This is a genomic window from Agathobaculum butyriciproducens (assembly GCA_003096535.1).
Lineage (GTDB): Bacteria > Bacillota > Clostridia > Oscillospirales > Butyricicoccaceae > Agathobaculum > Agathobaculum butyriciproducens.
In genome coordinates, this window is sequence record QEKJ01000016.1 from 1 (window position 1) to 24,733 (window position 24,733).

General features: G+C 52.6%; 23 protein-coding genes, 2 tRNA genes and 3 pseudogenes. 12 read left to right on the forward strand and 16 right to left on the reverse strand.

What is annotated here, in order from left to right:
- Positions 1–125 precede the first annotated feature (125 nt).
- From C7386_RS10410 to C7386_RS10480, 16 genes and pseudogenes are all read right to left on the reverse strand, one after another.
- Positions 126–278, reverse strand: a pseudogene (locus C7386_RS10410) (Maff2 family mobile element protein); the annotation flags it as partial.
- A 238-nt stretch (positions 279–516) separates the two neighbouring features.
- Positions 517–1,344 (reverse strand): annotated as a pseudogene (locus C7386_RS10415) (VirD4-like conjugal transfer protein, CD1115 family); the annotation flags it as partial.
- 41 nt (positions 1,345–1,385) lie between these two features.
- On the reverse strand, positions 1,386–1,544 hold the full coding sequence (locus C7386_RS10420) for a transposon-encoded TnpW family protein (RefSeq protein ID WP_116705497.1): 159 nt from the start codon (positions 1,542–1,544) through the stop codon (positions 1,386–1,388).
- 143 nt (positions 1,545–1,687) lie between these two features.
- Positions 1,688–3,559: an AAA family ATPase gene (locus C7386_RS10425; RefSeq protein ID WP_116705498.1), complete on the reverse strand. Its 1,872-nt coding sequence runs from the start codon at positions 3,557–3,559 to the stop codon at positions 1,688–1,690.
- An 11-nt stretch (positions 3,560–3,570) separates the two neighbouring features.
- Entirely contained in the window at positions 3,571–3,873 is a 303-nt protein-coding gene (locus C7386_RS10430) for a hypothetical protein (protein WP_024729653.1), read from the reverse strand.
- Positions 3,870–5,366, reverse strand: coding sequence for a MobQ family relaxase (gene mobQ, locus C7386_RS10435; RefSeq protein WP_060457860.1), 1,497 nt, complete (start codon positions 5,364–5,366; stop codon positions 3,870–3,872). Before mobQ ends, C7386_RS10430 begins: the two co-directional genes overlap by 4 nt.
- The gene (locus C7386_RS10440; RefSeq protein ID WP_055191773.1) at positions 5,332–5,691 is read right to left on the reverse strand and encodes a DUF3847 domain-containing protein; all 360 of its coding nucleotides are present in this window, start codon (positions 5,689–5,691) and stop codon (positions 5,332–5,334) included. Before C7386_RS10440 ends, mobQ begins: the two co-directional genes overlap by 35 nt.
- A 127-nt stretch (positions 5,692–5,818) precedes the next feature.
- Positions 5,819–6,343 (reverse strand): hypothetical protein, encoded by a 525-nt coding sequence (locus C7386_RS10445; RefSeq protein ID WP_015516227.1) that lies wholly within the window; start codon positions 6,341–6,343, stop codon positions 5,819–5,821.
- 300 nt (positions 6,344–6,643) lie between these two features.
- Positions 6,644–7,474: a TraX family protein gene (locus tag C7386_RS10450; RefSeq protein WP_025483373.1), complete on the reverse strand. Its 831-nt coding sequence runs from the start codon at positions 7,472–7,474 to the stop codon at positions 6,644–6,646.
- A gap of 135 nt (positions 7,475–7,609) precedes the next feature.
- Positions 7,610–7,954: a TnpV protein gene (locus C7386_RS10455; protein ID WP_033119194.1), complete on the reverse strand. Its 345-nt coding sequence runs from the start codon at positions 7,952–7,954 to the stop codon at positions 7,610–7,612.
- Positions 7,951–9,837, reverse strand: coding sequence for a DUF4368 domain-containing protein (locus C7386_RS13930; protein WP_330378750.1), 1,887 nt, complete (start codon positions 9,835–9,837; stop codon positions 7,951–7,953). The genes C7386_RS10455 and C7386_RS13930 overlap by 4 nt, the downstream gene beginning before the upstream one ends.
- A 60-nt stretch (positions 9,838–9,897) precedes the next feature.
- A pseudogene (locus C7386_RS13935) lies at positions 9,898–10,878 on the reverse strand (type IV secretory system conjugative DNA transfer family protein); the annotation flags it as partial.
- Positions 10,875–11,351: a PcfB family protein gene (locus C7386_RS10465; protein ID WP_046921244.1), complete on the reverse strand. Its 477-nt coding sequence runs from the start codon at positions 11,349–11,351 to the stop codon at positions 10,875–10,877. The gene C7386_RS10465 and the pseudogene C7386_RS13935, both read right to left, overlap by 4 nt.
- 71 nt (positions 11,352–11,422) lie before the next feature.
- Positions 11,423–11,647, reverse strand: a complete 225-nt coding sequence (locus C7386_RS10470) for a DUF5348 domain-containing protein (protein WP_002584988.1) — start codon at positions 11,645–11,647, stop codon at positions 11,423–11,425.
- 14 nt (positions 11,648–11,661) lie between these two features.
- The gene (locus C7386_RS10475) at positions 11,662–12,582 is read right to left on the reverse strand and encodes a DUF6017 domain-containing protein (protein ID WP_046921275.1); all 921 of its coding nucleotides are present in this window, start codon (positions 12,580–12,582) and stop codon (positions 11,662–11,664) included.
- 210 nt (positions 12,583–12,792) lie between these two features.
- The gene (locus C7386_RS10480; protein ID WP_002584990.1) at positions 12,793–13,155 is read right to left on the reverse strand and encodes a hypothetical protein; all 363 of its coding nucleotides are present in this window, start codon (positions 13,153–13,155) and stop codon (positions 12,793–12,795) included.
- 265 nt (positions 13,156–13,420) lie between these two features.
- On the opposite strand from C7386_RS10480, the gene C7386_RS10485 reads away from it, so the two are divergent.
- The 12 genes from C7386_RS10485 (at position 13,421) to C7386_RS10540 (ending at position 24,644) form a co-directional block, all read left to right on the forward strand.
- Positions 13,421–14,257 carry a hypothetical protein gene (locus C7386_RS10485; RefSeq protein ID WP_110436161.1) on the forward strand — a complete coding sequence of 279 codons (837 nt, stop codon included), beginning with the start codon at positions 13,421–13,423 and terminating at the stop codon, positions 14,255–14,257.
- A 120-nt stretch (positions 14,258–14,377) separates the two neighbouring features.
- On the forward strand, positions 14,378–16,048 hold the full coding sequence (locus C7386_RS10490) for an S-layer homology domain-containing protein (protein WP_110436162.1): 1,671 nt from the start codon (positions 14,378–14,380) through the stop codon (positions 16,046–16,048).
- A gap of 100 nt (positions 16,049–16,148) precedes the next feature.
- Positions 16,149–17,186, forward strand: a complete 1,038-nt coding sequence (locus C7386_RS10495; protein WP_165815535.1) for a M42 family metallopeptidase — start codon at positions 16,149–16,151, stop codon at positions 17,184–17,186.
- Positions 17,183–18,205, forward strand: a complete 1,023-nt coding sequence (locus C7386_RS10500; RefSeq protein WP_110436164.1) for a M42 family metallopeptidase — start codon at positions 17,183–17,185, stop codon at positions 18,203–18,205. The genes C7386_RS10495 and C7386_RS10500 overlap by 4 nt, the downstream gene beginning before the upstream one ends.
- Positions 18,202–19,206, forward strand: coding sequence for a M42 family metallopeptidase (locus C7386_RS10505; RefSeq protein WP_116705500.1), 1,005 nt, complete (start codon positions 18,202–18,204; stop codon positions 19,204–19,206). The genes C7386_RS10500 and C7386_RS10505 overlap by 4 nt, the downstream gene beginning before the upstream one ends.
- A gap of 282 nt (positions 19,207–19,488) precedes the next feature.
- The gene (locus C7386_RS10510) at positions 19,489–20,313 is read left to right on the forward strand and encodes a sigma-E processing peptidase SpoIIGA (RefSeq protein WP_116705501.1); all 825 of its coding nucleotides are present in this window, start codon (positions 19,489–19,491) and stop codon (positions 20,311–20,313) included.
- A 13-nt stretch (positions 20,314–20,326) separates the two neighbouring features.
- Positions 20,327–21,031, forward strand: a complete 705-nt coding sequence (sigE, locus tag C7386_RS10515; RefSeq protein ID WP_116705502.1) for an RNA polymerase sporulation sigma factor SigE — start codon at positions 20,327–20,329, stop codon at positions 21,029–21,031.
- Between the two features lie 555 nt (positions 21,032–21,586).
- A complete protein-coding gene (locus tag C7386_RS10520; protein WP_116705503.1) occupies positions 21,587–22,078 on the forward strand; it encodes a GNAT family N-acetyltransferase in 492 nt (163 codons plus the stop codon).
- A gap of 18 nt (positions 22,079–22,096) precedes the next feature.
- Entirely contained in the window at positions 22,097–23,383 is a 1,287-nt protein-coding gene (locus C7386_RS10525; RefSeq protein WP_116705504.1) for an amidohydrolase, read from the forward strand.
- A gap of 12 nt (positions 23,384–23,395) precedes the next feature.
- Positions 23,396–24,223, forward strand: a complete 828-nt coding sequence (locus C7386_RS10530; protein ID WP_116705505.1) for a purine-nucleoside phosphorylase — start codon at positions 23,396–23,398, stop codon at positions 24,221–24,223.
- Between the two features lie 240 nt (positions 24,224–24,463).
- Positions 24,464–24,540, forward strand: a tRNA-Pro gene (locus C7386_RS10535).
- A gap of 27 nt (positions 24,541–24,567) precedes the next feature.
- Positions 24,568–24,644 (forward strand) — tRNA-Pro (locus C7386_RS10540).
- Positions 24,645–24,733: the final 89 nt, after the last annotated feature.

Genomic DNA, 24,733 nt, shown 5'->3' on the forward strand with positions numbered 1-24,733 from the left:
CGGCTGCCCCGGCAGGAACTTTTCTCTTATTATAGCACCAATCTTGTGAAATCACAATTTATTCTTGTAGCCTGCCGCTGATACCGTCTGGATTGGCTTTTCCTTTCTTTTTGTTCCCTTTAATTAGCCATGAACTGCTTCATGCCCTGGGATTTCGCACCCGGATTGTCGTTACCATATCCCTCCAGAAGATTGATAACGCCCCAAATACCTAAGCCTGCTCCAAGAGCGATAACAAGGGTCTGCAATACGCCTACTGCGCTGTTGAAAAATGCCATATAATTTCCTCACTTTCTGCCGCTTTGCGGCGATAAAAATTGTTTGTTTTTGGTTTTGGGTATGAAAAAAGCCGCCTATGTTTGGCGGCTGTCCCCGCGCTGCTTAAACTGCTGCGGCGCGGCGGTATTCAGTTGTCATTTTTGTAAGGGTTGATACGCTGCGGCTTCCTGCCGCGCCCCAAGTAGGGGCGCGTACCATATAGCCAATGTTTACAGTTCGGATAGATTACCACCTCCTTTACGGTGCTGCGTCCTCCTGTACGTCGATTTCATAGTAGTCAAATACTTCGTCCGGCTTTACGATAGCGGGGCGGCGTTTGATGTGCTTTTCCATATCAAAGGCGTTTTTCGGGTCTGCGTCGGACAGGTACTTGTATTTCGGGTGCTTCGTGATGTCGAATTTATCAGAGAAGAACGGGCGCACACCTCTAAGCTGCAAGATACATTTCCCGCCGTCCATGACCGCGATTTCGTCCTGCGTCATAAGCTCTTTGCCTAACTTCTGATAGTTCAGCCCATGCGAAAGCTCCCGCCCTCTGGTTTCGGAAGTGTTGAAGCTGTCAATCGTTTCTTTGCCTAAGATTTCCGATATTTCTTTGAGCGTCGTTTTTTCCTTGCCGCCCAAGAAAAGGGTCGTGTCGCAGTTGCCTACAATCGTGTCGGCGTTGTCCTTGTAGATTGCCTTTAGCTGCGACTGTGATTGCAAAATAATAGAAGCCGATATTTCGCGGCTTCGTATGGTCGCTATGAGCTTTTCAAACTTCGGGATTTGACCGATATTTGCAAATTCATCTAACAGGCAGCGTACATGAACAGGCAGCCGCCCGCCGTAAACGTCGTCGGCTTTATCGCATAACAGGTTGAAAAGCTGCGTGTAGAGAATGGAAACAACAAAATTGAAAGTGTCGTCGGTGTCGGAGATGATAACGAACAATGCCGTTTTTCTATCTCCCAAAGTGTCAAGCTCCATTTCGTCGGTTTCCATGAGTTCGCGCAGTTCCCGTATGTCAAAGGGGGCTAACCTTGCGCCACAGGAAATAAGGATTGATTTAGCGGTCTTGCCAGAGACGAAAAGTCAAGGACTTTTTCATCAAATTCAAAAAGAAGTCACATTTTGCGGACTTCTTCACGGAGCATACGCTTGATTTTGTCCTCCATCGTCTCCTTGGCGGTCTCGCTGAAATGGATACGGACGATATAGGTGGTCTTGCCAATCTGCTTTCTGACAGTCGGGCAAGTGGCGGTGTTGGTTGCGGTATTGTTCATTCAAAATCCTCCTGTAAATGAAAAAGTGCCCGGTAACTATTCATCATCGGGCGGTGTCGGTATGAGGGAACAAGGCAAGACGGCAACATTAAGGTATCTATAAAAACCTTGCCGTCTTTGCCACGCTTGCCGTGTTCCTGTTGTCAGTCTCGGAGATAGCAGACCCATGCTGTGCTGTCTTTCTCGGTCACAAGCCTGTCTCCGATACGGCTCTTTGCCGTTCTCATGGTGCGTGAGGAAATCCCACGCTCATTGACTGCCTTTTCCAACTCTGCACTCGGCATACGCTTTCCGTCCGCAAGCAGTTCCAGAATGAGCATTTGCGCCTGTGCGGTCTTGCTCTCGGTCTTTGCGGTGTCTGTCCCGGCAAGAAGCTCGTCAGCGGTAATGTCATAAGCCCCTATCCACTCAAAGCCTTTCTCGTCTCCCAGAGAAAATGCAAGGGACTGTCCGGGCGGCGCAAGGGAGCTTTTCTCATGGATAAGCACCCTCGTTGTGGGGCTGTCCTTCAGCTTGCCGATAAAAAGCAGACTGCGGACTGCCGCCGTAATGTCGATAGACCCCAATCCCCGGTAGGTGCTTTGCGTTCCTGCGGCTTTGTTCAGGTGTCCAATCAGCACGATAGCGCACCCGGTAGCCTGTGCAATGTCTCCCAGACTGCGGAATATCGGGCGCACCTCGTTTGCTCTGTTCATGTCCACATCTGCGCCCAGAAACGCCTGTACCGGGTCAATGATAACAAGCCTTGCGTTGTTCTCCCGGATTGCCCTTGCTATGCGCTCATCGGCAAGGGTCAGCGGCGTGTCTCTATCGTCAATGACAAGCACTCGTTCAAGGTCTGCGTCAGCTTCCATCAGCCGGGGCTTAACGGTATCGCCCAGACCGTCCTCGGCGGTCTGATAGATGATATTGAAAGGCTCAAGTGTCTCCATACCGGGTAAAGGCTTTCGATTGGTGCAAGCCGCCGCAAGGCGCATAGCAAAGTAGGTCTTGCCCTCGCCGGGATTGCCCTGGATAATTGTCAGCTTTCCAAAGGGGATATACGGAAACCATAGCCAATCCACGCTCGTCAGCTCCACATCTGCCATGCGGAGCATGGGGACAGGCTGGGCGGTGGGCAGCTCTCGCAGCGTGATTGTCTCGGCTATGAATTTGCGGCTGGGAATGTCCCCTTGCTGACGGAGAACATCGTTCCAGTCTTTCCTTGCCGGGACAAGGCGAATGACGGCGATCTCGCTGGGAATGTCCTGCGCCAGTCGGAAGCAGGCTTCACCTCCTGCGGTGTCGCTGTCAAGGCAGAGGAATACTTTTCGGGTGTCCTTGCGTTCAGAAAGAAAACGGTCAAGGGCTTTGCCCGAAACACCGCCCAGGGCAAGATAGCTCCTTGTCTGCCAGTCCTGCGGATAAAGGCAGATAAAGGACAAAAGGTCAATCGGCGCTTCAAAGACAAAGAGCTGGTTGCCGTTGCCCTCATAGCGGAACGGATAGGACTTGTCAGACCCGGCAATGTCCTGTCTGAATGGGTCTGCCGTTCCTCGCACATGGGCGTATCTCGGCGTACCGCTTCGGTCTCTGCCGACAAACACAACATTGTGCCGCTTTGCGTCCTCGTAAATATCCCCGGAAAGAAGAAAAGCCTCAACAAGCGTTTTGTTGAGACCTCGGCTTTCGCAAAGATATTGAATTGCTCTGTCGGCTGTTCTGTTGTGCAAGGGCAAGTGAAACGCTGTGGGCAGTGCTGTGCTGGCTTCGCTCTGTCCCTCGGCGCTTTCGCCGGTTAAGAGCTGGACTGCTTCGGGAAAGGACTTGCCGTAAAACTCCATGACAAAATCAATAGGATAGCCGCCCTTGCTCTGGCTGTGGCGAAACCATTTGTTTCCCCGGACGGTCAGGCTGTCATGTTCTTTCCAGCGGTATTCCCGTCCGCTTTTGATAAGTGTCTCTCCCTGTGTGCGGAGAAAATCTTCCAGACTGACGGCGTTTGCCCGGTCGATCTGTGCTTGGGTGTACTGCATGGGCGTCCTCCTTACTTCTTGAAAACAGCGCATCGTCTGCAAATGCCATGCTCACGCTCGTCCAGCGTGTAGGGGCAGTTCGCACATTCCTCGCCGTACTGTCTCATGATAACAGGCAGATAGCCCAGCTCCTGCAACATATCAATCTGGCGGTCGGTGAGGGTGGCTTCAAAGGCAAGGCATTTCCGGGTGTGTTCGTCCAGCTCGATCAGGTCGGAAAGCGGTCTGCCATCGGTCAAAGCTTCTCCGCTCAAAAGGCGTTTTGCCGTTCTGCGGATGGGGTTGTACTCGTTCTTCCAGTCGTATTTTTTCATCGTGTCATATCCTCCTTTTTCTGTCGTGTTTGGGGTCGATTTTGGAGCTTTTGTTCCTCTGTACGCTCGTTAAATCGGGCGGCAGTATCTACACATGACTTGACCTTCCAAAGGCGGTGTAAATCGTCTCTGACGGTCTTAAACTCGCCATAGGTGGTGTTGTGCGCCTGTTCCAGCTCGTCATACTCGTCGGACAGCTTTTTCATATCCACCTTGCCGTCTGGGAACTCCCCGGTCAGCTTTCGTCTGGCGGCGTAGAACTGTATCAGTTCCGCTTCATGCTCTGCCTTGTACTTGGCTCTGGGCTTCTCAAGCTTGATTTTCTGCAAGCCGTCATAGACAGGCTTCAAGTTCTGGAAAGCGGCGGAGCTGTCATAGAGCCGCTTAATCGCTTTCATTCGTGCCGTCTGCTCATCCAGCGTTTTCTTCAAGCTCTCTGTGGCAGCACTGTGTTCGCTGACACGGCTTTCCAAATCTTCAAGGGAGTAAATGCCATTCCTCCGAAGATAATTGAAAGTCTCGTTCATCTCCTTTAGATTGCTGATTTTACCTTTCTGGGAATACGCCCCGGCTCTGCGCTGGGTGTAATAGGCGTTCAGCAGAGAAACAAGGTCGGGTGCCTGCGGCTTGGCAAGCTCCACCTTTGCTTCGGCAATCCAATCAAACAGGAGAGCGATTTTCTTCTTAATGTCCCGGATAACGGCATTGGTGGCTTTGATCCAGCGGTTGAACTCGCCTTTCTCGGTGCGTATGCCCTTCTTCTCCATTGCCCGGACGGTTGCGCCCTCATGGACGGTGGGAAGAAGCTCCACGCCCTGACGCTCATAGCTTCGGTGGTCGATACTAACGTCAAGCCCCTTTTCAGCAAACTTGGCGTTGCATAGCTCCGCCCATGTCTGCCGCCAGTATTCCAGCGTTTCGGGACTGCCCCAGTCGGTAGTGGGAACGGCGTTAAACACAAAGTTTCCATCTGCGTCCCGGATACGGTTGCCGTCCTCGTCCAGCTCGTAAACTCGGTGCTGCTTACAGCCCCATTTGCCGTTCTGCTCGATGGGACGGATGGGGCAAAGCACATGAAAATGGGGATTGGGTATGCCGCCGTCCTCTCTGTCTGGCTGGTGTACAGCGAAGTCAACCACCATGCCACGGCTCACAAACTGCTCCAATAAAAATTGCCTTGCAAGAGCGATGTTTTCCTCAAGGGAAAATTCATTCTGCAAAGCAATGTCAAAGCTGTATGCAAGCTGTGCCGTCTTTCCACGCTCGGCTTTTTCCACGGCGTTCCATAGGGTCTGACGGTCTGCGTATTCTTTCGGTGCATGGGACGGCAGGAGAATGTCGGAGCATATCACGCCGCCCTTGCGGGTGTAGTCGCTGTATTCGCCATAATACTCGCTATACAATCGCTCCCCGGCACGGTAGGCGGCAGAAGCAATAGCGGACTGTCCTGCGCTTCGCTTAGTCTGCGTGACGCTCAGATGAAATAGTGCCATCGGCTTTCTGCTCCTTTCCTCTGCTCGCTTGGTTGATGTGGGTAATCGCCATGTGACGGACGGCTCGCTGGACTTCGGGCAGAGAAAAGATGTACTCCATCAGCTCCGTCATTTCGGTGCGTGTGAGATCTTTGAACTCCGGGGCAAGGCTCTCAATCGTGCCGCCCAGATTGCAAAGACGGTGGGTGCGCTTTTGTCTCTCGCCTTTCTCCAGATACTTCTTTCTGTTCTCCAGACGCTCCAGCTTGTGCTGTTCCTGTGCAAGCTGTGTCTCGACCTGTTCCTTTTCGGCTCGGAGCTGTTCAAGGTTTTTCGGTTTTGCCATTTTTCGTGACCTCCTTTTTTGAAAATGGGGATAAAAAAAGACCGTCAACTTTTCGCAGATTGCGACCAGTCAACGGTCAGTTTTTCGGTATTCAGTTGTTGTGTTCAGTTCGGTAAATTGAAGTTGGTCAAAGTTGTTGGCGAAGATATTCCACAACATTTCCATTCGTATCATAGAAACAGATGTTTCCTACATTGAGGGGCAGGACAATGGCGAAAGGCTTGCCACTATCAATATCAATCACCTGAATGCCGTTGCCATCATCTACTTCAAGTCGAACAATATTTTGGGTATTCATTGAGATAAATGCCCTTTCGTTATTTCCCTCAACAACAAACTCTGCAATGTAATCATCAACCTCAACTATATCTCCACCACCACGGAAGAAATATCCAAAAGACAAGCCAGGGCGATTTACATAGACAGAAAAAGTGTGGTCTGTCTTGTCCTGTGGGTAAGAAATAAATGCAGCCATTGTGTCGGAAATGCTTCCATCAACAATCCAATCATCCAAAATTTTTTGAGATTGGCGAATGTCTGCTTCTAAACTGTTTGCGGTTTTACCAATGTCATTGTTTGCATAAAGGAAACCGAAAACCAACACACAAGCCAAAATAACACCCAAGAGGATTATGGGTAATTTCTTTTTCATAGAATCACACTCCTTTATCAAATTAAGATTCTTGATTTTCAAACTTGCTGGCGGCGAACGGTTTGTCAAAACCGTTTGCGGACGGCAAGTCCACAGGGGATAGCCGCTTTAGCGGCGCAAGGGGGTGTAGCCACCTTGACGGAACGAAGTGACGCAACATTCTCGGTCATGCAGTTTTCTTCTGCTGACGGAGAATGAAGCTCCGCAGGGCGCACTACTCTCGACAGAGAGTATAGAAGTGCGCCCTTTAGTTCCTAAAGGGGTTTGCTCCGGCTTAATTTCTCGACAAACTGCAATTAGTCATTTCAGTAAGTATTTTCCGAGTCCTATCTGAATCAAATATAGGACAAGGATATGTGCTGGATAAAAAACATAGAAGAAGTATTTTAGCTTCAGTTTACCACGCTTTCCGTTGTATAGCAGAATAAGCAAGCAGGCAAGAAGCGTACATAAAGGCGGTTGATTCCCCGTTGTCCCCATGTAAGCCAAAAGGAACAGCAACACTTGATAGATTCGGTGATTACGGCAAATATAAAATGCTGATATGAATAAGATCCCCTGCATACCGTAGTCACAATGGATTCCTTCCGCAATGCCGGAAAAAAGCACTACACTGAGAACTTGCAGGACTGCTGATTTTATTCTATCCACCGGTAGGTCTGATTTACACGAAAATCTTTCAAGGCATACCAATGTCAATAAGCCTAAAAACAAGGTGAAAAATACATTTTGATACTTCAAGTAAAACGGAAATGTATCTTCCATTCGTGAATACGCACTAAAGAAACCTATGTCAAATGGAACTTCCGAAATAAGGGCAAATGCAAGCATCAACCCAATATAGCGTTTTTTACTTCTTGTGTGTTGGAATCCTTCTGCCAGCAAAAAACAGAATAGCGGAAAAGCAATCGTCCCAATGCTTTGCAAATCAAACCGTATGAAATAATCTATCTCTCGGAATCTCTCCCACGACATTTGCCCGTTATCTGCCATAGCCCCCCAGTAGTTTGATAGCAGCCATTGCAGCACAATTTTACATAGATGGTCAATAAGCATTGTCAGTACAGCAATAACCTTTAGCGAATTTCCTGAGAGAAATTGAATGCGATTTATTTTCCTATCAAGGCTCATAAAGCAACCTCCTACCAACTTCCAATTCTACGATTTTTCGCATTCAAATTATACCATAAAACTCGTGAACAATTCTATCGCAACTTTGGAATATATGAGAAAAGTCCGAACAGTTTTCTGCCCGGACTTCCTCACTCAATCATAAATCAATTCTGCTTTCACAATCTCCTCTGCCTGTGCCTTGCAAGCGTTCATCTGCCGCACCCATTCCATTTGATTATCGGCTTTCAGTTGCTCAGTCACACCGTTTTGCTCTGCCAGTGACCGCACGATCAGCTCCATGCGGTTTCGTGCCGCTTCGTCAATCTCGGCACAATGTTCAAAGAGCTTGTCGGATAGCACCAGTTCATTGAACAGTATCGGGCGGTGCATTTCCAGATACGCCTTGCGAAGTCTGCCGTAGTGTCCGATGGGCTTGGTCTTGCGGATAACGATGTTCGGGATAAGATAATCGCCGTTCTGTGTGTAAGTGATATTCATGCTGATTGTACTCCTTTCATTGGCTCTCTCTGCGGTAAGCTGCTGACAGGGACGAACACGCCCTTTGCAATGTCCTCTGCACGAATGGCGGCTTTCTTGGCTTCGATTTCTGCCTTTTTCCGCTCCTTGATTTTATCCTCGTATCGCTTCTGCGCTCCGCTGGCTTTACGCTTCAAGTAGTTCTGATGAAGTCTGTCCTTGCGTTCCTCTCGCTTGCGGATTTCTTCTAATTCCTCCGGGGTCAGCTCCACTTCTCCAAACGCCGGGGGAACGAAACGCCCAACAAAATTGAAGTAAATCTCAACCTCCTGTGTGGTCTGTATACTTCCTTTGCGGTCACGCTCATGCACAAGAATTTTCTCGATAAACTCGTTGAGCATGGCAATGGTCAGCTTGTCGAAGTTCTCATACTTACCAATCAGAGCGATAAAACGGTCAGCGTCCTTTTCGTGCTTCTCATAGCTCTTGACAGCCTTTTCCAGAACAGAGATTTCAGCGGTAAGCTCGGACTGTTCCTTTTCGTATTGAGCGTCCAGAGTGGCGTATCTGCTGTCGGACAGCTTGCCTAAAATGTTGTCCTCATAGATTTTGCAGAGCAGGACTTCCAGCTCGGAAACTCTCTGCTTTGCTGTGGCAAGGCGTGTCCGCTGTTTCCTGACCTCTGCCGTCTGCTGGCTGGACTGTGCTTCCTGCACCACACGGACAAACTCGGCTCTGTCATGCTTGGCATATTCGGCAATAGCTTTGAGCATTTCGGAAACAAGGGACAGTACCACATCTTCATTGATACGGTGCTGTGTCGTGCAGAGCTTTCCAACTGGGACTTTGCTGTATTGGGAACAGGTATATTGAGAAATACGCTTGCCGTTGTTGGTACGGTGGACATACATCTTGCCGCCGCAATCGGCACAATAAAGCAAGCCTGTGAGGGGAGCTGCTTCGCCCCAGCCGTCCGGGTAGCGTCTGACATTCCCACGGATTTTCTGCACAAGGTCAAAGGTCTGCTGGTCAATAATGGCTTCGTGCGTATTCTCAAAAATCGTCCATTCGTCCTCCGGGACATAATGGCTTTTCTTGTCCTTGAAGTGCTTTCGGGTCTTGAAATTGATGGTGTGTCCCAGATATTCACGCTTTTCAAGAAGGTTGCAGATGGTGGAAGAACCCCAGCCGTACACATCTTTGAAAGTCTTATTCTTGTTCACGCCCTCGCCGTGCTGGGCAAGGTAAGCGGACGGAATGAGAATTTTTTCTTCTTTCAGCTTGCTGGCGATCTGATACGGACCGTAGCCCTCAATCGTCATGGCAAAGATACGCTTGACCACCTCTGCGGCTTCGGGGTCAACCAACCATTGGTCTCTGGCTTCGTTCCAGAGATAGCCGTAAATGACTGTGCCTGTGAGGTGCTTGCCGGACTTGCCTTTGGACTGGAAAGTGGAACGGATTTTACGGCTGGTGTCTCTGGCGTAATACTCGTTCATAATGTTGCGGAACGGGGTAAAATCATCGTCCCCTCTGGCACTGTCCACGCCGTCATTGATGGCGATAAGGCGAACGCCACGCTGACGCAGAATTTCCATAATCTGACCGACTTTCAGATAGTCACGACCCATGCGGCTCATGTCCTTGATACACAGGTACTCCACATTCCCGGCTTCAACCTCTTTCATCATTGCCAAAAATCCGGGGCGATCAAAGCAGGTGCCGCTAATGCCATCGTCTGTGAAATGGACAATGTTTGTAAAGCCCTGCCGTGCGGCGAACTCCTCCAACATAGCTTTTTGATTGGAAATGGAATTGCTCTCACGCTGTTGGTCATCATCTTTGCCAAAGTCATCACGGCTCAGTCGTTCGTACAGAGCAGTGATTTTCTCGTTTTTTCTCATAACTTGCGCTCCTTTCTTCGGTTTTAGGTTGTGTGTTCTAAGAGACTTCCCAACCGCTTGATTAAGAAGTCTTTTAGAGCATACAACACCCGCCGCAAGTTTGTACTTCTTGTACTGCTTGACTGCAAAATGCTCCGGGTCTTTTTCTTCCAGACGTTCAAACATGAGGTCAACCGGGTTCTTAAAGTCCTCGTCGTCCTCGCGGGCTTCCGACGCATTTATCATTTCAAGCAGCGTCGTAAAGTTCTTTTCCTCGTCGGGGGCTTCGTACCAGATATAGCCGATAAGCGCGGTATAGTAGAGCTTTTCGGCTTTTACCCAAAAATCCTCGCCGGATTTCTCCCCGTCGCCTTTGGTGTTGGCGATAATGGTATTGACTAACTTCAAAATGTCCTTTTCGCTCCGCAGATAGGCAAAGGGATTGTATTTCATGGATTTTTTGAAGTTAATCGTATTCAGCACTTTGATTTTGTACCCGCCCCGCTGCAAGAGCTTCCCACACTCGATTAAGACGGTGCCTTTCGGGTCGGTTACTACATAGCTGCTGTGCATTTGCATTAAATTCGGCTTTACGAAAAAGCGGGTCTTGCCGCTGCCGGAACCGCCGATAACAAGAATGTTTTTGTTTCTTGCGTACTTCGGCTGCTTCGGGCGGCTGCTCATCATCAGCCTTTCGGTCTGCGTCAGCAACACGTTATTTTCAAAAACGGGGTCGATATACGGCTTTATATCCTCCGCACCGCCCCAACGCGCGGAACCGTATTCCATGCCTTTTCGGTATTTCTTCGCGTTTTTGCCTTTCATGTAAACGGCAAGCCGGATAATGACCGCCCCCGCAACGCCGATAAGCAGATCGGCGGGGTGCAGGCTCGGCGCGATACTGGAAAAGGCAGCGGCAAAGCCTGTACCAAGCTGCAAGAGTTTTTCGCTTGCGTCTGCGCCGGGGGTAAGGCGTATTGCTGCGCCTATCTTGTCAAAGAGATAGACAAAGAGCAGATAAGGCAGATTGAGGATAAGCAGCTTTTTAACTTCCTGCTTCATAGCGATACCTCCCTGTCCTTGTTCTTTACTTTGTCCCGCTGTGCGTTTAAGCCCGCCGCCTTTTCTTTCAGAGAGGAAAGCAGCTTGCGGATAGAGGGCTTTTTCTCCTGTGTCAGCTTCTTTGCGGAAAATTCCTTAAAGGCTGCGGTCAGCACGTCAGCGTCGCGCCCTTTGAAAAATACAAGGTAGCGGGGCGGACTTTCTGTCGTGTCCTTTTTCAGCGCAAAGTCGATACCGTACTTTTTCGCCGTACTCTCAAAGGCTTTGATATTGCCCTCGGTAATCTCAATGTTGGAAACGCCCGCGTTCTGCTTCATAAGCTGCTTTAAGGTCTGCTTGCCCTGCGGCGTTTTGTCTTTCTGCTTCTTCATCTGTGCAAGCAGCGTTTTCATAGCCTTTTGAAGCGTCTGCGCGGTCAGCTTCCCGGTCTTGATGTAAAGGGCTATGGTCTTTTCGTTGATTTCATCTTGCATTTACCGTCCTCCTTTCGCGGTAGTCTGATAGTGTTAGGGTGGTACGCCGCTGCGGTAGCCGCCCATAGGCTTTAGATACGGACGCGCAAGCCGTTCAAATCCTCGGCGCGGATACCCACAAGGTACCATTCCTGCGCCGCGCTCATTTCAATGCGGGTCGGCTTCCATTTGCCGCCTGTGAATACGTCGAAACACTCCCCGCAATGCAAACCGCCGTAATAGTCGGCAATGTCAAAACGAATGTCGTAGCGGTCGGTCTGTTCGTCAAAAATCAAAGCTCCTGTTTTCTGTGCCATGTGGTAATCCTCCTTTAGATTTTGCCTGTCGCTATATCGTGAGCGACAAGGGCGGTATAGTAGCTGTCAATGGTATTCGGCGCATTGAACAGCACCGCTTTAAGGTACTGTTTGATATTGCGGATTTTGGTGGTATTCTCTTTCATGCAGTCAAAGACAAATTCAATGTGGCTGCTGTTCAGCTTCATAAACTTTGCCTTGACAAGCTCTGCCGGGTAATCGTCCCCGGCGATACGGATTGTCTTTCTCTTGCTGCATACCGTTTCAAGGATAATCGAAACAATTTCGTCTAAGCGGTCTTTGTCTACCTGCCCGTAGCGTACAAAATGGTCGTACTCGATATTGTCCTTGATGATTTCCTCATAAACGCTGTATGCGTCTGTCGCTTCCTTTCGTTTCCGTTCCGGCGGCGTAGCCGCTTCCCCGTCGTAAGGCAAGGGATTTAGGGAATGGATAGGAATGGAATCGGTACTTGATAAATCCGTATTTGATTTTTCTTTTTTGGGTAAGTCAGTCTTTTGTATATCTTTATTTAATTGCATTGGATTTTCCAACGTAGGTTTTTCCTGCGTAGGTTTTTCCAACGTTGGATTATCCAATGTTGGATTTTCCAATGTAGGTAAATCCGATACAGGCGGGGTCTGCGGCTGCTCAAAGATTACATAGTCTGTGCCGCGCAAGCGTCCTTTCTCGTCGCGCTCCCTTGAACGCACGATATATCCGGCGCGTTCCAGTTCCTTAACGGCTTCCCGGATAGCGTCGATTTTCTCCCGGTTGATAAAGGACAGCCCCGCAAGGGTATAGTCCCAATCCTCCGGCAAGGACAGCATTTGCGATAGCAGCCCCTTTGCCTTTAGGGATAGCTCTTTGTTCCGTAGGTGGTGGTTGCTCATAACCGTATAGCCCTTGTTGCGCTCCACTCTGAAAACTGCCATAGCTTCATCACTCCTTTGCTGCATACCTGTTACGCAATAGAAACGCGATTTTGAGGGTTTAGGTATCAATCCCTTATCCGCTGAAAACCGCGCCCACAAAGCCGCGTAAATCAAGGGCTTTTTCATGCCTACTGCGTAACAAAGGGCATGAAAAAAGCGGCGTTCCTGTTCTTCCTTGTGGGAAGTGAGAAACGCCGCTTGTGCGGTGCGTTATTCTGCTTCTTCGGCTATGAGGTCTTGTATGACTTCGCCAAAGTCTGCCGTAAAGGAAAAAATGAAGTATTCCAAAACGGCGGGGTCTGCGTCCATAGGCTCGGCTTCCTCGGAAAAGGGCAAGCCCATAAGCCCATAGAGCATTTTTATGATTTTGAACAGCTTTCCCCGGTCGGCGGGGGTGTTCATGGTAACAAGTACGTCGGTCAAGCGGTTTACGGTTTCCATGTCGCCGCCTGTCGTTACCCATACCATTTCTGCGAATGGCTGCGTGATTGCTCCGGTTACAAGGTTTACCTTATCCTTGCTGATTTCGCCGGACGGGAGTATAATACCCTTGTCTAAAAGTACGTTTTTCATGTCGTCCTCCTATAATCTGTGGTGCCAAAATGGTGCCCGGTCTTACAAAATCATCTTATACGGAGATACGGCAAGATAAATGACGATACGCGGAAAACCTTGATTTTAAGCCATTTTCGCAAGGTTTTATAAACACTTGCGCGGGCTTATAAGAAGATTTCCGGCTATCAAATCAATAAAAAATGCATATAGCTTTTCGGAGGATGGTTTTTCACGTGAGATTACAACAACTTACACCGATGTCACCCGCTGAGGAGGTGTTTGGGTGAAGCTGAACATTCTTAAACGAGCCGGAATGCTGGCGGCAAGCACTGCGGTCTGCTGCGGCGTTGTTTTCGGCGGCTTATCGATGAACGGACTACGGTATGTCCGTCCGACAGCGGAAAACTGGACACTTCTGGCGTATATGCAGCCTGCTGCTCGGATTGAACAGCAAAAGACAACGCGCGTGATACCGGATGAGAAGGAATGGTCCTATCTCAGAATCACCGGCTACGATGCGCAGAACCGCGAGATCTGGTCGCTGAATTGCAAGCGTCCGTTCGGCGTGAGTTCCAGCGAACGCAAGGTTTACAGCGGCAGCAAAATGACATGGTATTCCACAACCTGCGGTGTAAAGACGGTTTCTTACACAGAGTATGACGAGCAGGGGCGTATCATTCGCACAGCGAATGCGGACGGAATAGAGACTTACACCTATCGCGGAGACGAGGAAGAACCGTATCTGGAGCAGAGCTGCGACACGGCAGGCAACATGCAGTCACAGACAGTGTCGGAATACAATCCCAAGACCGGAGAAACGACCAGAACCAGCACGATTTTCGAGGGCGTGCTGACCGGCACATGGATCACGGTGAAGGATGCACGCGGTTCCATACTGCGCATGGAAAACAATGTGCATGATCCGAATTATGAAATGATGCAGGACAACGAGTGGACATACGACGACACCGAGCGCACCGCAGTCTGCGTCAGCGAGGATGGCGTAACCGAGAAAATATGGTATGACGAGCAGCAGCGCGTCCTGCGGGATGAATACTACACGCCGGACGGTATTCTGCAGACCTGCACCGTCAATGATTTTTTTGACATTACCCGATAAATCTGGGAACCTTTTGCAGATACCAAACGTCAAATACAATGCAGCGATCAGAAAACAGCGCGCGCAATATCCAAAACAAAGAAAAAATCACTGACCGCTGAATTAAAAGGAGGATTTTCTATGAAACGAACGATTGCAGCGATTTTATCTGCGGCTATGCTGGTAACGGCAGCTGCGGCAGCGGAAGCGCCGAGCAGCTGGGCGAAGTCGGCGGTGGATACCGCGCGGAACGCGGGCATTGTGCCGGAGCAGGTCGATCAGGCGTATACGCAGAGCATCACCCGAGCGGATTTCTGCGCACTGGCGGCAGCGGTTTATCGCACCTGGGAGAAGAGCGGAAACGTAAAATCCGTCGATAAAGCCACGGTTTCCTTCTCGGATACCGAGGACGAGGATGTGCTGCTCTGTGCGTCTCTGGGCGTGGTAAACGGCGTTGGCAATGGCAAATTTGCACCGCAGCAGCAGCTGACCCGTCAGCAGGCGGCAAGCATGCTGCACCGTCTGGGCAATCTGCGCAAGAATGCCAAGGACAGCGTGAAGGACCGTATGCCGCACGTTTTCGCGGACGGCGCGGACATTCAGGCGTGGGCACGCAGCGATGTGTACTGGGCGTACAACAGCGGCGTGATGAATGGTGTCAGCGGCAATCGTTTTGCACCGAATAACAGCTATACACACGAGCAGTCCATCGCGACCATGCTGCGGCTGTATGATACCAAGTATGCCGAGGTGCCGAGCAAGACCGCGGCTAAGTATACTGTTGTTGTTGACAGTGATGACGGTTTTAATGTACAGATGCACCTTGAGGATGCCAAGGGTAACAAGCTATTAACCAATTACAAGAAATACAATGGTGAATTCACCGCTATTACGGTATTTGGCGAGTGGGTCTATCTATATCGAGAGGACAGTCGGGAATACACTGTATACAATATGAAAACCGGTGAAATTCTGGAAAATTATGCACTTGCTACGGTGGACGGTGAGCAGGCAGGCTGGGCGATTCCGATGAATATTGACAGTATAACGTACGGCAAGGATTATATGATTTTCACGGACGGTACCAAGGCTACCCAAACGTATGACCACCTGACCAACTTCAAGGACGGTAAAGCAGTTGTTCGCGTGGACAGCAAGACCATTCGTGCTATTGATACTGCGGGCAAAACTGTGTGGAGTATGAATTTTGCGCTCGATCACAAGAAAATGTATCTTTCGGATAACATAGGTGATCGCTTTGTTGCAACAACGGATGATGATACCTCGTATACGATTATCGCAGGCGGCAAGCGCATCGCGTCCAGTTCGCGTGCGCTGAAGCTGAATCAGTACAGCGATACCTACATCGCCGCAGAATCGACCGGCTACTATGCGCTGTACAACTTTAAGGGCAAAAAGCTGACAAAGACCTATCAGAATGCGTTCGATGAGGTCGGTCAGAACATTTACAGCCACTGGATTAACGACAAGGAATACGAGTACATCCGCTGTGACGCGGACGGCACGACCAAGGTGCTGTTCCGCGTAAAGCCGATTCTGAACGGCGGACGTCCGGGTCTGCTGGCGACCGACGGCGCAGGCGTGTACGCGCTCCCGACCGATGAGCACACGATTACCTGCTTTGACCGCTTCGGCGCAACGCTGGGTACGATCAAAATCGAGGACACGATCGACATTTATTATCGGCTCAGCTTTGAAAACGGTTGTCTCCGCGTGGTAGATTCCTATCCGAACGGCAAAACGGACGCGGTGAACGCGCTGTATCTGCCGACCGGAGAACAGATTTCATAAAGCAAAAGGCGCTCTCAGGAGCGCCTTTTATCTTGTAACCATGGAAAGAAACGGTTATAATAAACCTTGTACGATAAATGACAAAAAAGGAGGAATTTCCTTGCAGTTAGAACAAACGCTGCGGACGCTGTGCGCACTGCCGGCGGTCAGCGGCTTTGAAATGCAGGCGGCAAAGGCCGTCGCGGAGCTGTTCCGCCCGTACTGCGACACCGTGGATGCGGACAAGAACGGCAACGTGATCGGCAGCCTGTCCTGCGGTAAAGAGGGCGCGAAAACCGTCCTGCTGGACGCGCATCTCGACCAGATCGGCTTTCTTGTCACCGAGGTGCTGGACGGCGGCTTTCTGCGGTTCGCGCCGGTCGGCGGTGTGGACCCGCGCATGCTGCTCGGCGGTGAGGTGACCATTCTCGCGGACGAGCCGCTGTACGGCGTGGTATCCTGCATGCCGCCGCACCTGCTCAAAGCAGGTGAGCAGAACAAGGCCGTTCCGATCGACCAGATGGCGATTGACACCGGTCTGCTCGATGCCAAAAGCCGCATTCGTGTCGGCACGCCGATCGTGTTTGCGCAGCAGCCGATCAAGCTGGCGGGCGGTCAGCTTTGCAGCAAGTGCCTTGACGACCGAGCGGGCGTTGCCGCCATCCTGCTGGCAATGGAGCAGCTGCACGCGGCGAAGGACAAGCTGAAGTGCAATGTTGCGGTGCTCATCAGCACGCAGGAGGAAGTTACTGAACTGGGTGCGCAGACCGGCGCGTTTACGGTTCAGCCGGAGTACGCCATCGCGGTGGATGTGACCCACGGCAGAACGCCGGACGGTCCGTCGGACGGTGTGTTCGACCTTGGCAGCGGCGTGGCAGTCGGCATGGGTCCGAACCTGCACCGCGGCTTCACCAAGGTGCTCATCAAGACCGCCAAGGCGAACGACATCGACTATACGCTTGAAATCATGGAGGGCAACACCGGCACGAATGCGTGGACGATGCAGATCGTCGGCCGCGGCATCGCAATGGGTTTGCTGTCCATTCCGGAAAAATACATGCATACGCCGGTCGAGGTCGTGGAGCTGTCTGATGTGCAGGCAGTCGCTGACCTGATGGCAGAATTCCTGCGCGAATTTGACGAGGAGGTGGGCGCATGATCGAACTGATGAAGCAGCTGTGCGCACTGCCGGGGCCGTCCGGCTGTGAGGATGCGGTGCGCGAGTTTGTGCTCGAGAAGGTAAAACCGTTCGCGGATGAAATGAAAACCGATGCCATCGGCAATATTATGGTGTTCCGAAAGGGCAAAAAGGCGCTCGAGCGTCCGGTTGTGCTGTGCGCGCACATGGATGAGGTCGGCGTTATCATCAAGAAGATTACGGACGACGGCATGCTGAAATTTGGATTTGTCGGCGGCGTGGACCCGCGCGTGGTCATCGGCCGGCCGGTTCGCTTCGGTAATGTGCAGGGCGTGATCGGCATCAAGGCGGTTCATCTGACAACTGCCGCAGAACGCCGCACCATGCCAAAGACCAAGGATTTGTATATCGACATCGGTGCAGCGAGCAAAGCTGCCGCTGAGGACAAGGTTTCGCTTGGCGATTACGGCGTGTTTGACTCGGCGGTTGTCGAGTTCGGCGACGGTCTTATCAAGGCCAAGGCGATCGACGATCGTGTCGGCTGTGCCACGCTCCTCAAGCTCATCGAGGATGAGCCGCCGATCGACACCTGGTTCTGCTTCACTGTGCAGGAGGAAGTCGGTCTGCGCGGTGCGGCAAGCATGGCATATGCGCTTGACCCGGGATTCGCAATGGTGCTCGAGGGCACAACAGCCGCTGATCTCGCAGAGGTGGAAGGCGGCAAAGCTGTTTGCCGTGTACGCGGCGGTGTCGTTCTGCCGTTCATGGATGGCGCGACGATCTACGATGCGGAGCTGTTTGAACTTCTGCGCAATGCCTGCGACAAGCGTGGCATCCGCTGGCAGACGAAAACGCGCGTAGCCGGCGGCACGGACGCAGGCCGTATCCACAAGAGCCGTGCAGGCGTGCGCGTGTGCGCGGCTGCGGCTCCGGTACGCTATATTCACTCGCCGTCCTCGGTGGCGGCAGTAGCTGACTGCGAAGCGGTGCTTTCCGCCGCACGCGCATTTCTGGAAGAACTCGGAGGGGACGACGAATGAGCAAGATTTTTGATTTATGGAACACGGTCGCGGGTGCATTCGGCCCTTCCGGCCGTGAGGATGCGGTTCGCGAAACCATCGCGGAGATTGCAGGCGCGTATATCGATGACGTGACGACGGACGCGCTCGGCAACCTTATCTGCCGTAAAAAAGGCGCAAAGAACGGCAAAAAGCTGCTGTTTGCCGCGCATATGGACTCTATCGGCGTGGTTGCCACTTATATTGAGGACAAGGGCTTTATCCGTTTTTCGCAGATCGGCGGCCTGTATGTCGGTGACCTGCTGAATATTCAGGTGAAGTTTGCCAACGGCACGCGCGGCGTGATCTCCTACGAAGAAAAGACGCCGCTTAAGGATTTGACGCTGGATAATCTGTTCATCGACATCGGTGCAAAGGATGCCGAGGAAGCGCGCAAGCTGGTGCAGATCGGTGATTTCGCTGTGTACGAGGCACCGCGGTTCGAGCAGAACGGCGTGCTGTGCGGCCCGTATCTGGACAACCGTATCGGCTGTGTGACACTCCTGCTGATGATGGAGCAGCTGGCGGACAAGGAAATCGAGAACGACCTGTACTTCGTGTTCACGGCACAGGAGGAGGTTGGCCTGCGCGGCGCAGGCGCGGCAGCGTTCGCAGTTGAGCCGGATGCGGCTATCGCAGTGGACGTGACCGACACCGGCGACCTGCCGGAGATGAAGTCCGCGATGGCGGTCGAGCTGGGCAAGGGACCGGCAGTCAAGGTGATGGACCGTTCGGTTATCTGCACACCGGCGGTTGTAGATGCGCTCGAGCAGGCGGCGAAAGACTGCGGTGTATCCGCGCAGCGCGAAATCCTGCTGTGCGGCGGCACGGATACGTCGGCGCTGCAGAAGGCACGCGCGGGCGTGCAGGCAGGCGCGGTCTCCATCCCGACTCGCTATATCCATTCTCCGAGCGAGCTGTGTGCGGTTTCCGATGTAGAGGACGCGGCAAAGCTGCTGACACAGTACGCACTCCGAAAATAACCGATAGAATTACTGGGAATTTTGTAAAAATCGACAGGTGACAAATCTTCGATTTTGCAGTATGATAAAGACACAGCAAGGGGGCTGATACCGATAAAAGGTGCAGGACTCTTGCTGTTTTTTTATATCCTTTCTCATTTCGACCACGTCGTACTTACATACTACTCTTTGCCTGAAGCCGTTCTATCTTATGGTAGAGCGGTTTCAGGTATTTTACGCTCTTTATTCGGCAAAACGCGCACGTTGTCCGTGCTATACTGAATCTTGTTCGGGAGGTGAGGTATGGTCGTCTATCTGGATGTGCTGTTTGCCGTCAACGCGCTGATGGATGGTGCAACGCTGCTTGCGGCGGCTCGCTTAGGCGGCGTGCAGGTGCGGAAAATGCGACTGATTTTCTCAGCAGCACTCGGCGGCGGCTATGCCGTGCTGGGTGCGGTCTGGCCGGTGCTGACACTTGCACCGCTGCGCCTTCTTGCAGGATTGGGCCTGTGCATGATCGCTTTCGGCAGAGAGCGGCACCTTGCGCGGCTGTGTGCACTGTACGGCGTGGTCGCGGCCTCGTTCGCCGGACTGGCGGCGGCGCTGAGTGCCGCAAGCGACAGGAGGCTGCTGCTCTCGTGCGGGTACTACTTTGCGGTGCCGATACAGGTGCTCGTGCTGGCGGCAGCTGTCGGCTACGCGGCAAGCGGGATACTCCTGTGCGGAGACGCGAAGCACGGCGCGCTGCACCGCGAAACGGAAACGCTGACCATCCGGTTCGGCAATCGGCAGACCGCCGTGCGTGTGCTGCACGACACGGGCAACGACCTGATCGAACCGGTATCCGGAAAGCCGGTCGTGGTGCTCGAGCGCAAGGCCGCCGAGTGCTTGCTGGACACGAAACTGCCGTTCGGCAGTGCGTCCGCGCAGCTGGCGGCTCTGCCGGAAAATCTGGCTGCACGCTGCGGTCTGCTGCCGTTTCACGCGGTCGGCACGGATGGCGGTCTGCTGCTGTATTTCCGGCCGGACAGCGTGCTGAGAGCGGACGGCACGGCACTCGACTGTATGTGTGCAGTCGGTGCAGTCTCCATCGGTCAGGGCGCGTACGAGGGACTTATCGGGGTGTGAAAGGGAGAGTAAAATGAAGCTTCTGCAGTGGTTAAAGACGATTTTACGGCGGTTTCGAGCGCAAGGTGTACATTATATCGGCGGCAGCGATGTTCTGCCGCCGCCGTTGTCTCCGGAGGAGGAGGCCGCTGCCGTGGAGGCGAACAGCGGGGGCGATATTGCGGCGCGCAACTGTCTTATCGAGCACAATCTGCGGCTGGTGGTGTTTCTGGCGCGCAAGTTTGAGTCGAGCGGTGTGGGAACAGAAGATTTAATTTCTATTGGAACGATCGGACTCATCAAGGCGGTGAGCACCTACCGGAGCGACAAAAACGTCAAGCTGGCGACATATGCATCGCGGTGTATCGAAAATGAGATCCTCATGCATCTGCGCAAGATTGCCGGACGGCGGAGCGAGGTTTCCATCGACGAGCCGCTGTCCTCAGATTGGGATGGCAACGAGCTGCTGCTGAGTGATATTCTCGGCACCGAGCCGGACAGCGTCATGCGGCCGCTCGAGGACGATGTGGACAAAATGCTGCTGCATCGGGCACTGGGCCATCTGCCGCCGAGAGAGCGGCAGATCATCTCGCTGCGGTTCGGCATCGGCACGCCGAAGGCGCTGACGCAGAAGGAGGTCGCGGATTTGCTGGGTATCTCGCAAAGCTATATTTCAAGGCTGGAAAAGCGGATTATCACGCGAATGCGAAAAGATATTTTGAAGTATTCGGCGTTTTAAGAAAGAGTGAAGAGTGAAGAGTGAAGAGAACGCAATGGGTTATCATTCTGTGGGCGGCCAATGGCCGCCCCTGCGTTTTAGCAATGAGCAGATGGTTTAGATACGGTGCGCCGAGTCGCACCCCAGGGCACCTTCTCTTGCCCTGACGGGCAATTCACCTTGCCGCACCCTACAGTAAAGTTTGTCGATAGGTGTAACCCGCAGGAACTGTCTGTAGTAACGCGTAAAAGAGTTGCGCGACATGGGGTGTGTCGCGCCTGTGGAGAGTAACCCGTATGTGTAGCAGTAAGGTATCTGTGAACTGCGAATAGGTTGCGAAAGACACGCAAGAGTAACCCGACTGCCGTTCTCCTTTTCGGAGCGGTCGCCGGTCTCTGGTCTGCGTCAGGCTATCCAAGGGAAAAGGGGAGATTCACAAGAGGGTGGAAAACCGCAGGTTGTCTACCCTCTTGTGCGCCCGCGCGGCGTCAGCGCGTTCCTCAGGTTTGCAACTGATGCAGCAGTTTTCTTTTCTCCTGCACTATGCTATAATAAAAAACAAGGGGATGAGAAACCATGCAGATCGAAATTCGACAGTACGAGCAGCGTGACGCTGCACAGGCAGCAGAAATTTGGAACGAGGTCGTTGAGGACGGCAAAGCCTTTCCGCAGATGGAAAAGCTGGACGAGGTGACCGGTCATGCCTTTTTCACTGAGCAGACCTATACCGGCGTAGCGTACGACGCGGCAACCGGTGAACTGGTCGGTCTGTATATTCTGCACCCGAATAATGTGGGACGCTGCGGACACATCTGCAACGCAAGCTACGCCGTCAAAAAGACCGTGCGCGGACAGCATATCGGTGAAAAACTGGTAAAGCACTGCATTGCACAGGGAAAAACGTGCGGATTTCGCGTGCTGCAGTTCAACGCAGTCGTCAAGAGCAACACGGGTGCGCTGGCGCTGTACAAAAAGCTGGGATTCACACAGCTTGGCGTGATTCCGGGCGGATTTTTGAACAAGGACGGCGAATACGAGGATATTATCCCGCATTACCATGTTCTATAAAGAGAAAAGGAGAACACCATGCTTTTTTGCAATATTGATCTGTTGGATGAGAATTTTGAGTGCAAGCGCGGGCAGTACGTCGGCGTGAAGAACGGCAAGATTGCCTACATCGGTGACACCGAGCCGCAGGAGGACTACGGCGAACGCTACGATGGCAGACACCGTCTGCTGATGAGCGGCTTCTACAACGTCCACAGCCACGCGCCGATGACGCTGCTGCGCGGTTACGCGGAGAATCTGCCGCTGCAGCGCTGGCTGGGCGAGAAGGTATTTCCGTTTGAGGACAAGATCGATGACGAAGCGGCGTACTACGGCACGCAGCTTTCCATCGCGGAAATGCTGGCGAGCGGTACGGTTTCGTTCTCGGATATGTATTTCTTCTTCGACGGCATGATGCCCGCGATCCGCGAGAGCGGCATCAAGTGCAACCTCAGCCGCGGCCTGACCGTATTTGACGACAGCGACTACGAGAGCCTTGCCGCCTATAAGGACAATCTGCGTCTGCTGAACGAGTGGAACGGCGAGCTGGACGGCCGTCTGATCGGTGATCTGTGTATCCACGGCGAGTATACCTCGACACCCAAGGTGGTCGAGGCGGTAGCCGCTCACGCGAAGGACGCGGGTGCGCGTATCCACATCCACCTGTCCGAGACGCAGACCGAGCACGAGGAGTGCAAGCAGCGTCATGGCCTGACGCCGGCGGCGTACATGGAGGCGCACGGCATTTTTGATTCCCCGACCACGGCGGCGCACTGCGTCTGGCTGGAGGACGAGGATTTCGATATCCTCAAGAAGCACAATGTTTCGGTCGCCTGCTGTCCGGCAAGTAATCTCAAGCTGGCATCCGGCTACGCGAACATTCCGAAAATGCTGGAGAAGGGCATCAATATCGCGCTCGGCACAGACGGCGCTGCCTCCAACAACAACCTGAATATTCTGCAGGATATTTACCTGTTCGGTGTGGTTTACAAGGGTTTCTATCACGATTCTACGCTGCTGACGCCTGCACAGGTGCTGCACACGGCAACGCGCGCCGGTGCGCTCTCGCAGGGACGCACGGACTGCGGCAAGCTGGCGGTTGGATATAAGGCTGACCTGTGCGTCATCGACACCGATACACCGCAGTTCACACCAATGACCGACGCCGCCTGCAACGTGGTCTATGCGGCTCAGGGCGCGGACGTTCGCCTGACTATGGTGGACGGCGAGGTGCTGTACCGCGGTGGTGAATTCAAGACCATCGACATTGAAAAGGTAAAGGCGGAAACGCAGAAGCGTACGGACGCTATCCTGCGCCGGCTGTAAGGAGGGAGACCTATGCTGACAAAAGCAAATGTAGCGGAATCTGCAGCATATCTTAAAGAAAAGCTGCCGTTTATGCCCGAAATCGCACTGGTGCTCGGCTCGGGCATCGGCCCGCTGGCGGATGAGGTGGAGAACCCGACGTATGTACCTTACGGCGAGATTCCGCACTTCAAGGTATCCACCGCGCCTGACCACGCAGGACGCATGGTATGCGGCACGCTGGCCGGACGCCGTGTTATCTGCATGCAGGGCCGTCTGCACGGCTACGAGGGCTACGCGCCGGACGAGGTGGCGTATCCGGTTTATGTGATGAAGGCGCTGGGCGTGAAGGCGCTTGTCGTGACGAATGCCTCCGGCGGCATCAACACCGGCTATCATGCGGGTGATTTTATGCTGATCACCGACCACATCAACATGACAGGCAAAAGTCCGCTGACCGGCAAAAATGATCCCGAACTCGGTACTCGTTTTCCGGATATGACGTTCGCGTACAGCCACGAACTGGGAGAAAAAGCTCTGCAGGCCGCTGCGGACTGCGGTCTTAAGCTGCATCAGGGTGTATACTGCGGTGTAAACGGCCCGCAGTTTGAGACACCGGCGGAGATCCGCATGTTCCGCACGCTCGGCGCGGATGCGGTCGGCATGTCCACCGTGTTCGAGGTCATTGCGGCCGCGCACTGCGGTCTGCCGCTCGTCGGTATTGCCATGATCACCAATATGGCGGCAGGCGTGCTTATGCAGCCGCTCTCGGGCGCTGAGGTCAACGAGACTGCCGAGCGCCGCGGCGCAGAGCTGCGCCGTCTGGTAGCAAGACTCCTTGAGATAATACCGCACAATTAAAGCTGCGGCGCTTTGCGGAAATTTTGAGTCCTGATGTCGTTGCGATTTCTTGCAATATGACAGTATTGCTGCAAAACCGCGCCTGATCAGCATGCAAAATTTACTCGCAAATCGCTCTTGTTCAATTATGCGGCATTACCTCAAAAAAATTAGCGAATATTTTTAGAAAAGTGTTGACAGAAAGCGATTTCTGCGATATACTAATAAAGCTGTCACGGAAAAGAGTTGGCAGCTTGATTTCGAGGTGTGGCTCAGCTTGGTAGAGCGCTTCGTTCGGGACGAAGAGGCCGCAGGTTCAAATCCTGTCACCTCGACCACTTTTTTCAAATCAAATAACAACATTTCGAGGTGTGGCTCAGCTTGGTAGAGCGCTTCGTTCGGGACGAAGAGGCCGCAGGTTCAAATCCTGTCACCTCGACCACAAAAACTCTGGAAACCACATGGTTTTCGGAGTTTTTTGCTATCTGATGAAAATTATACTTACCACTTAATATATCGAAAGAGAGGACG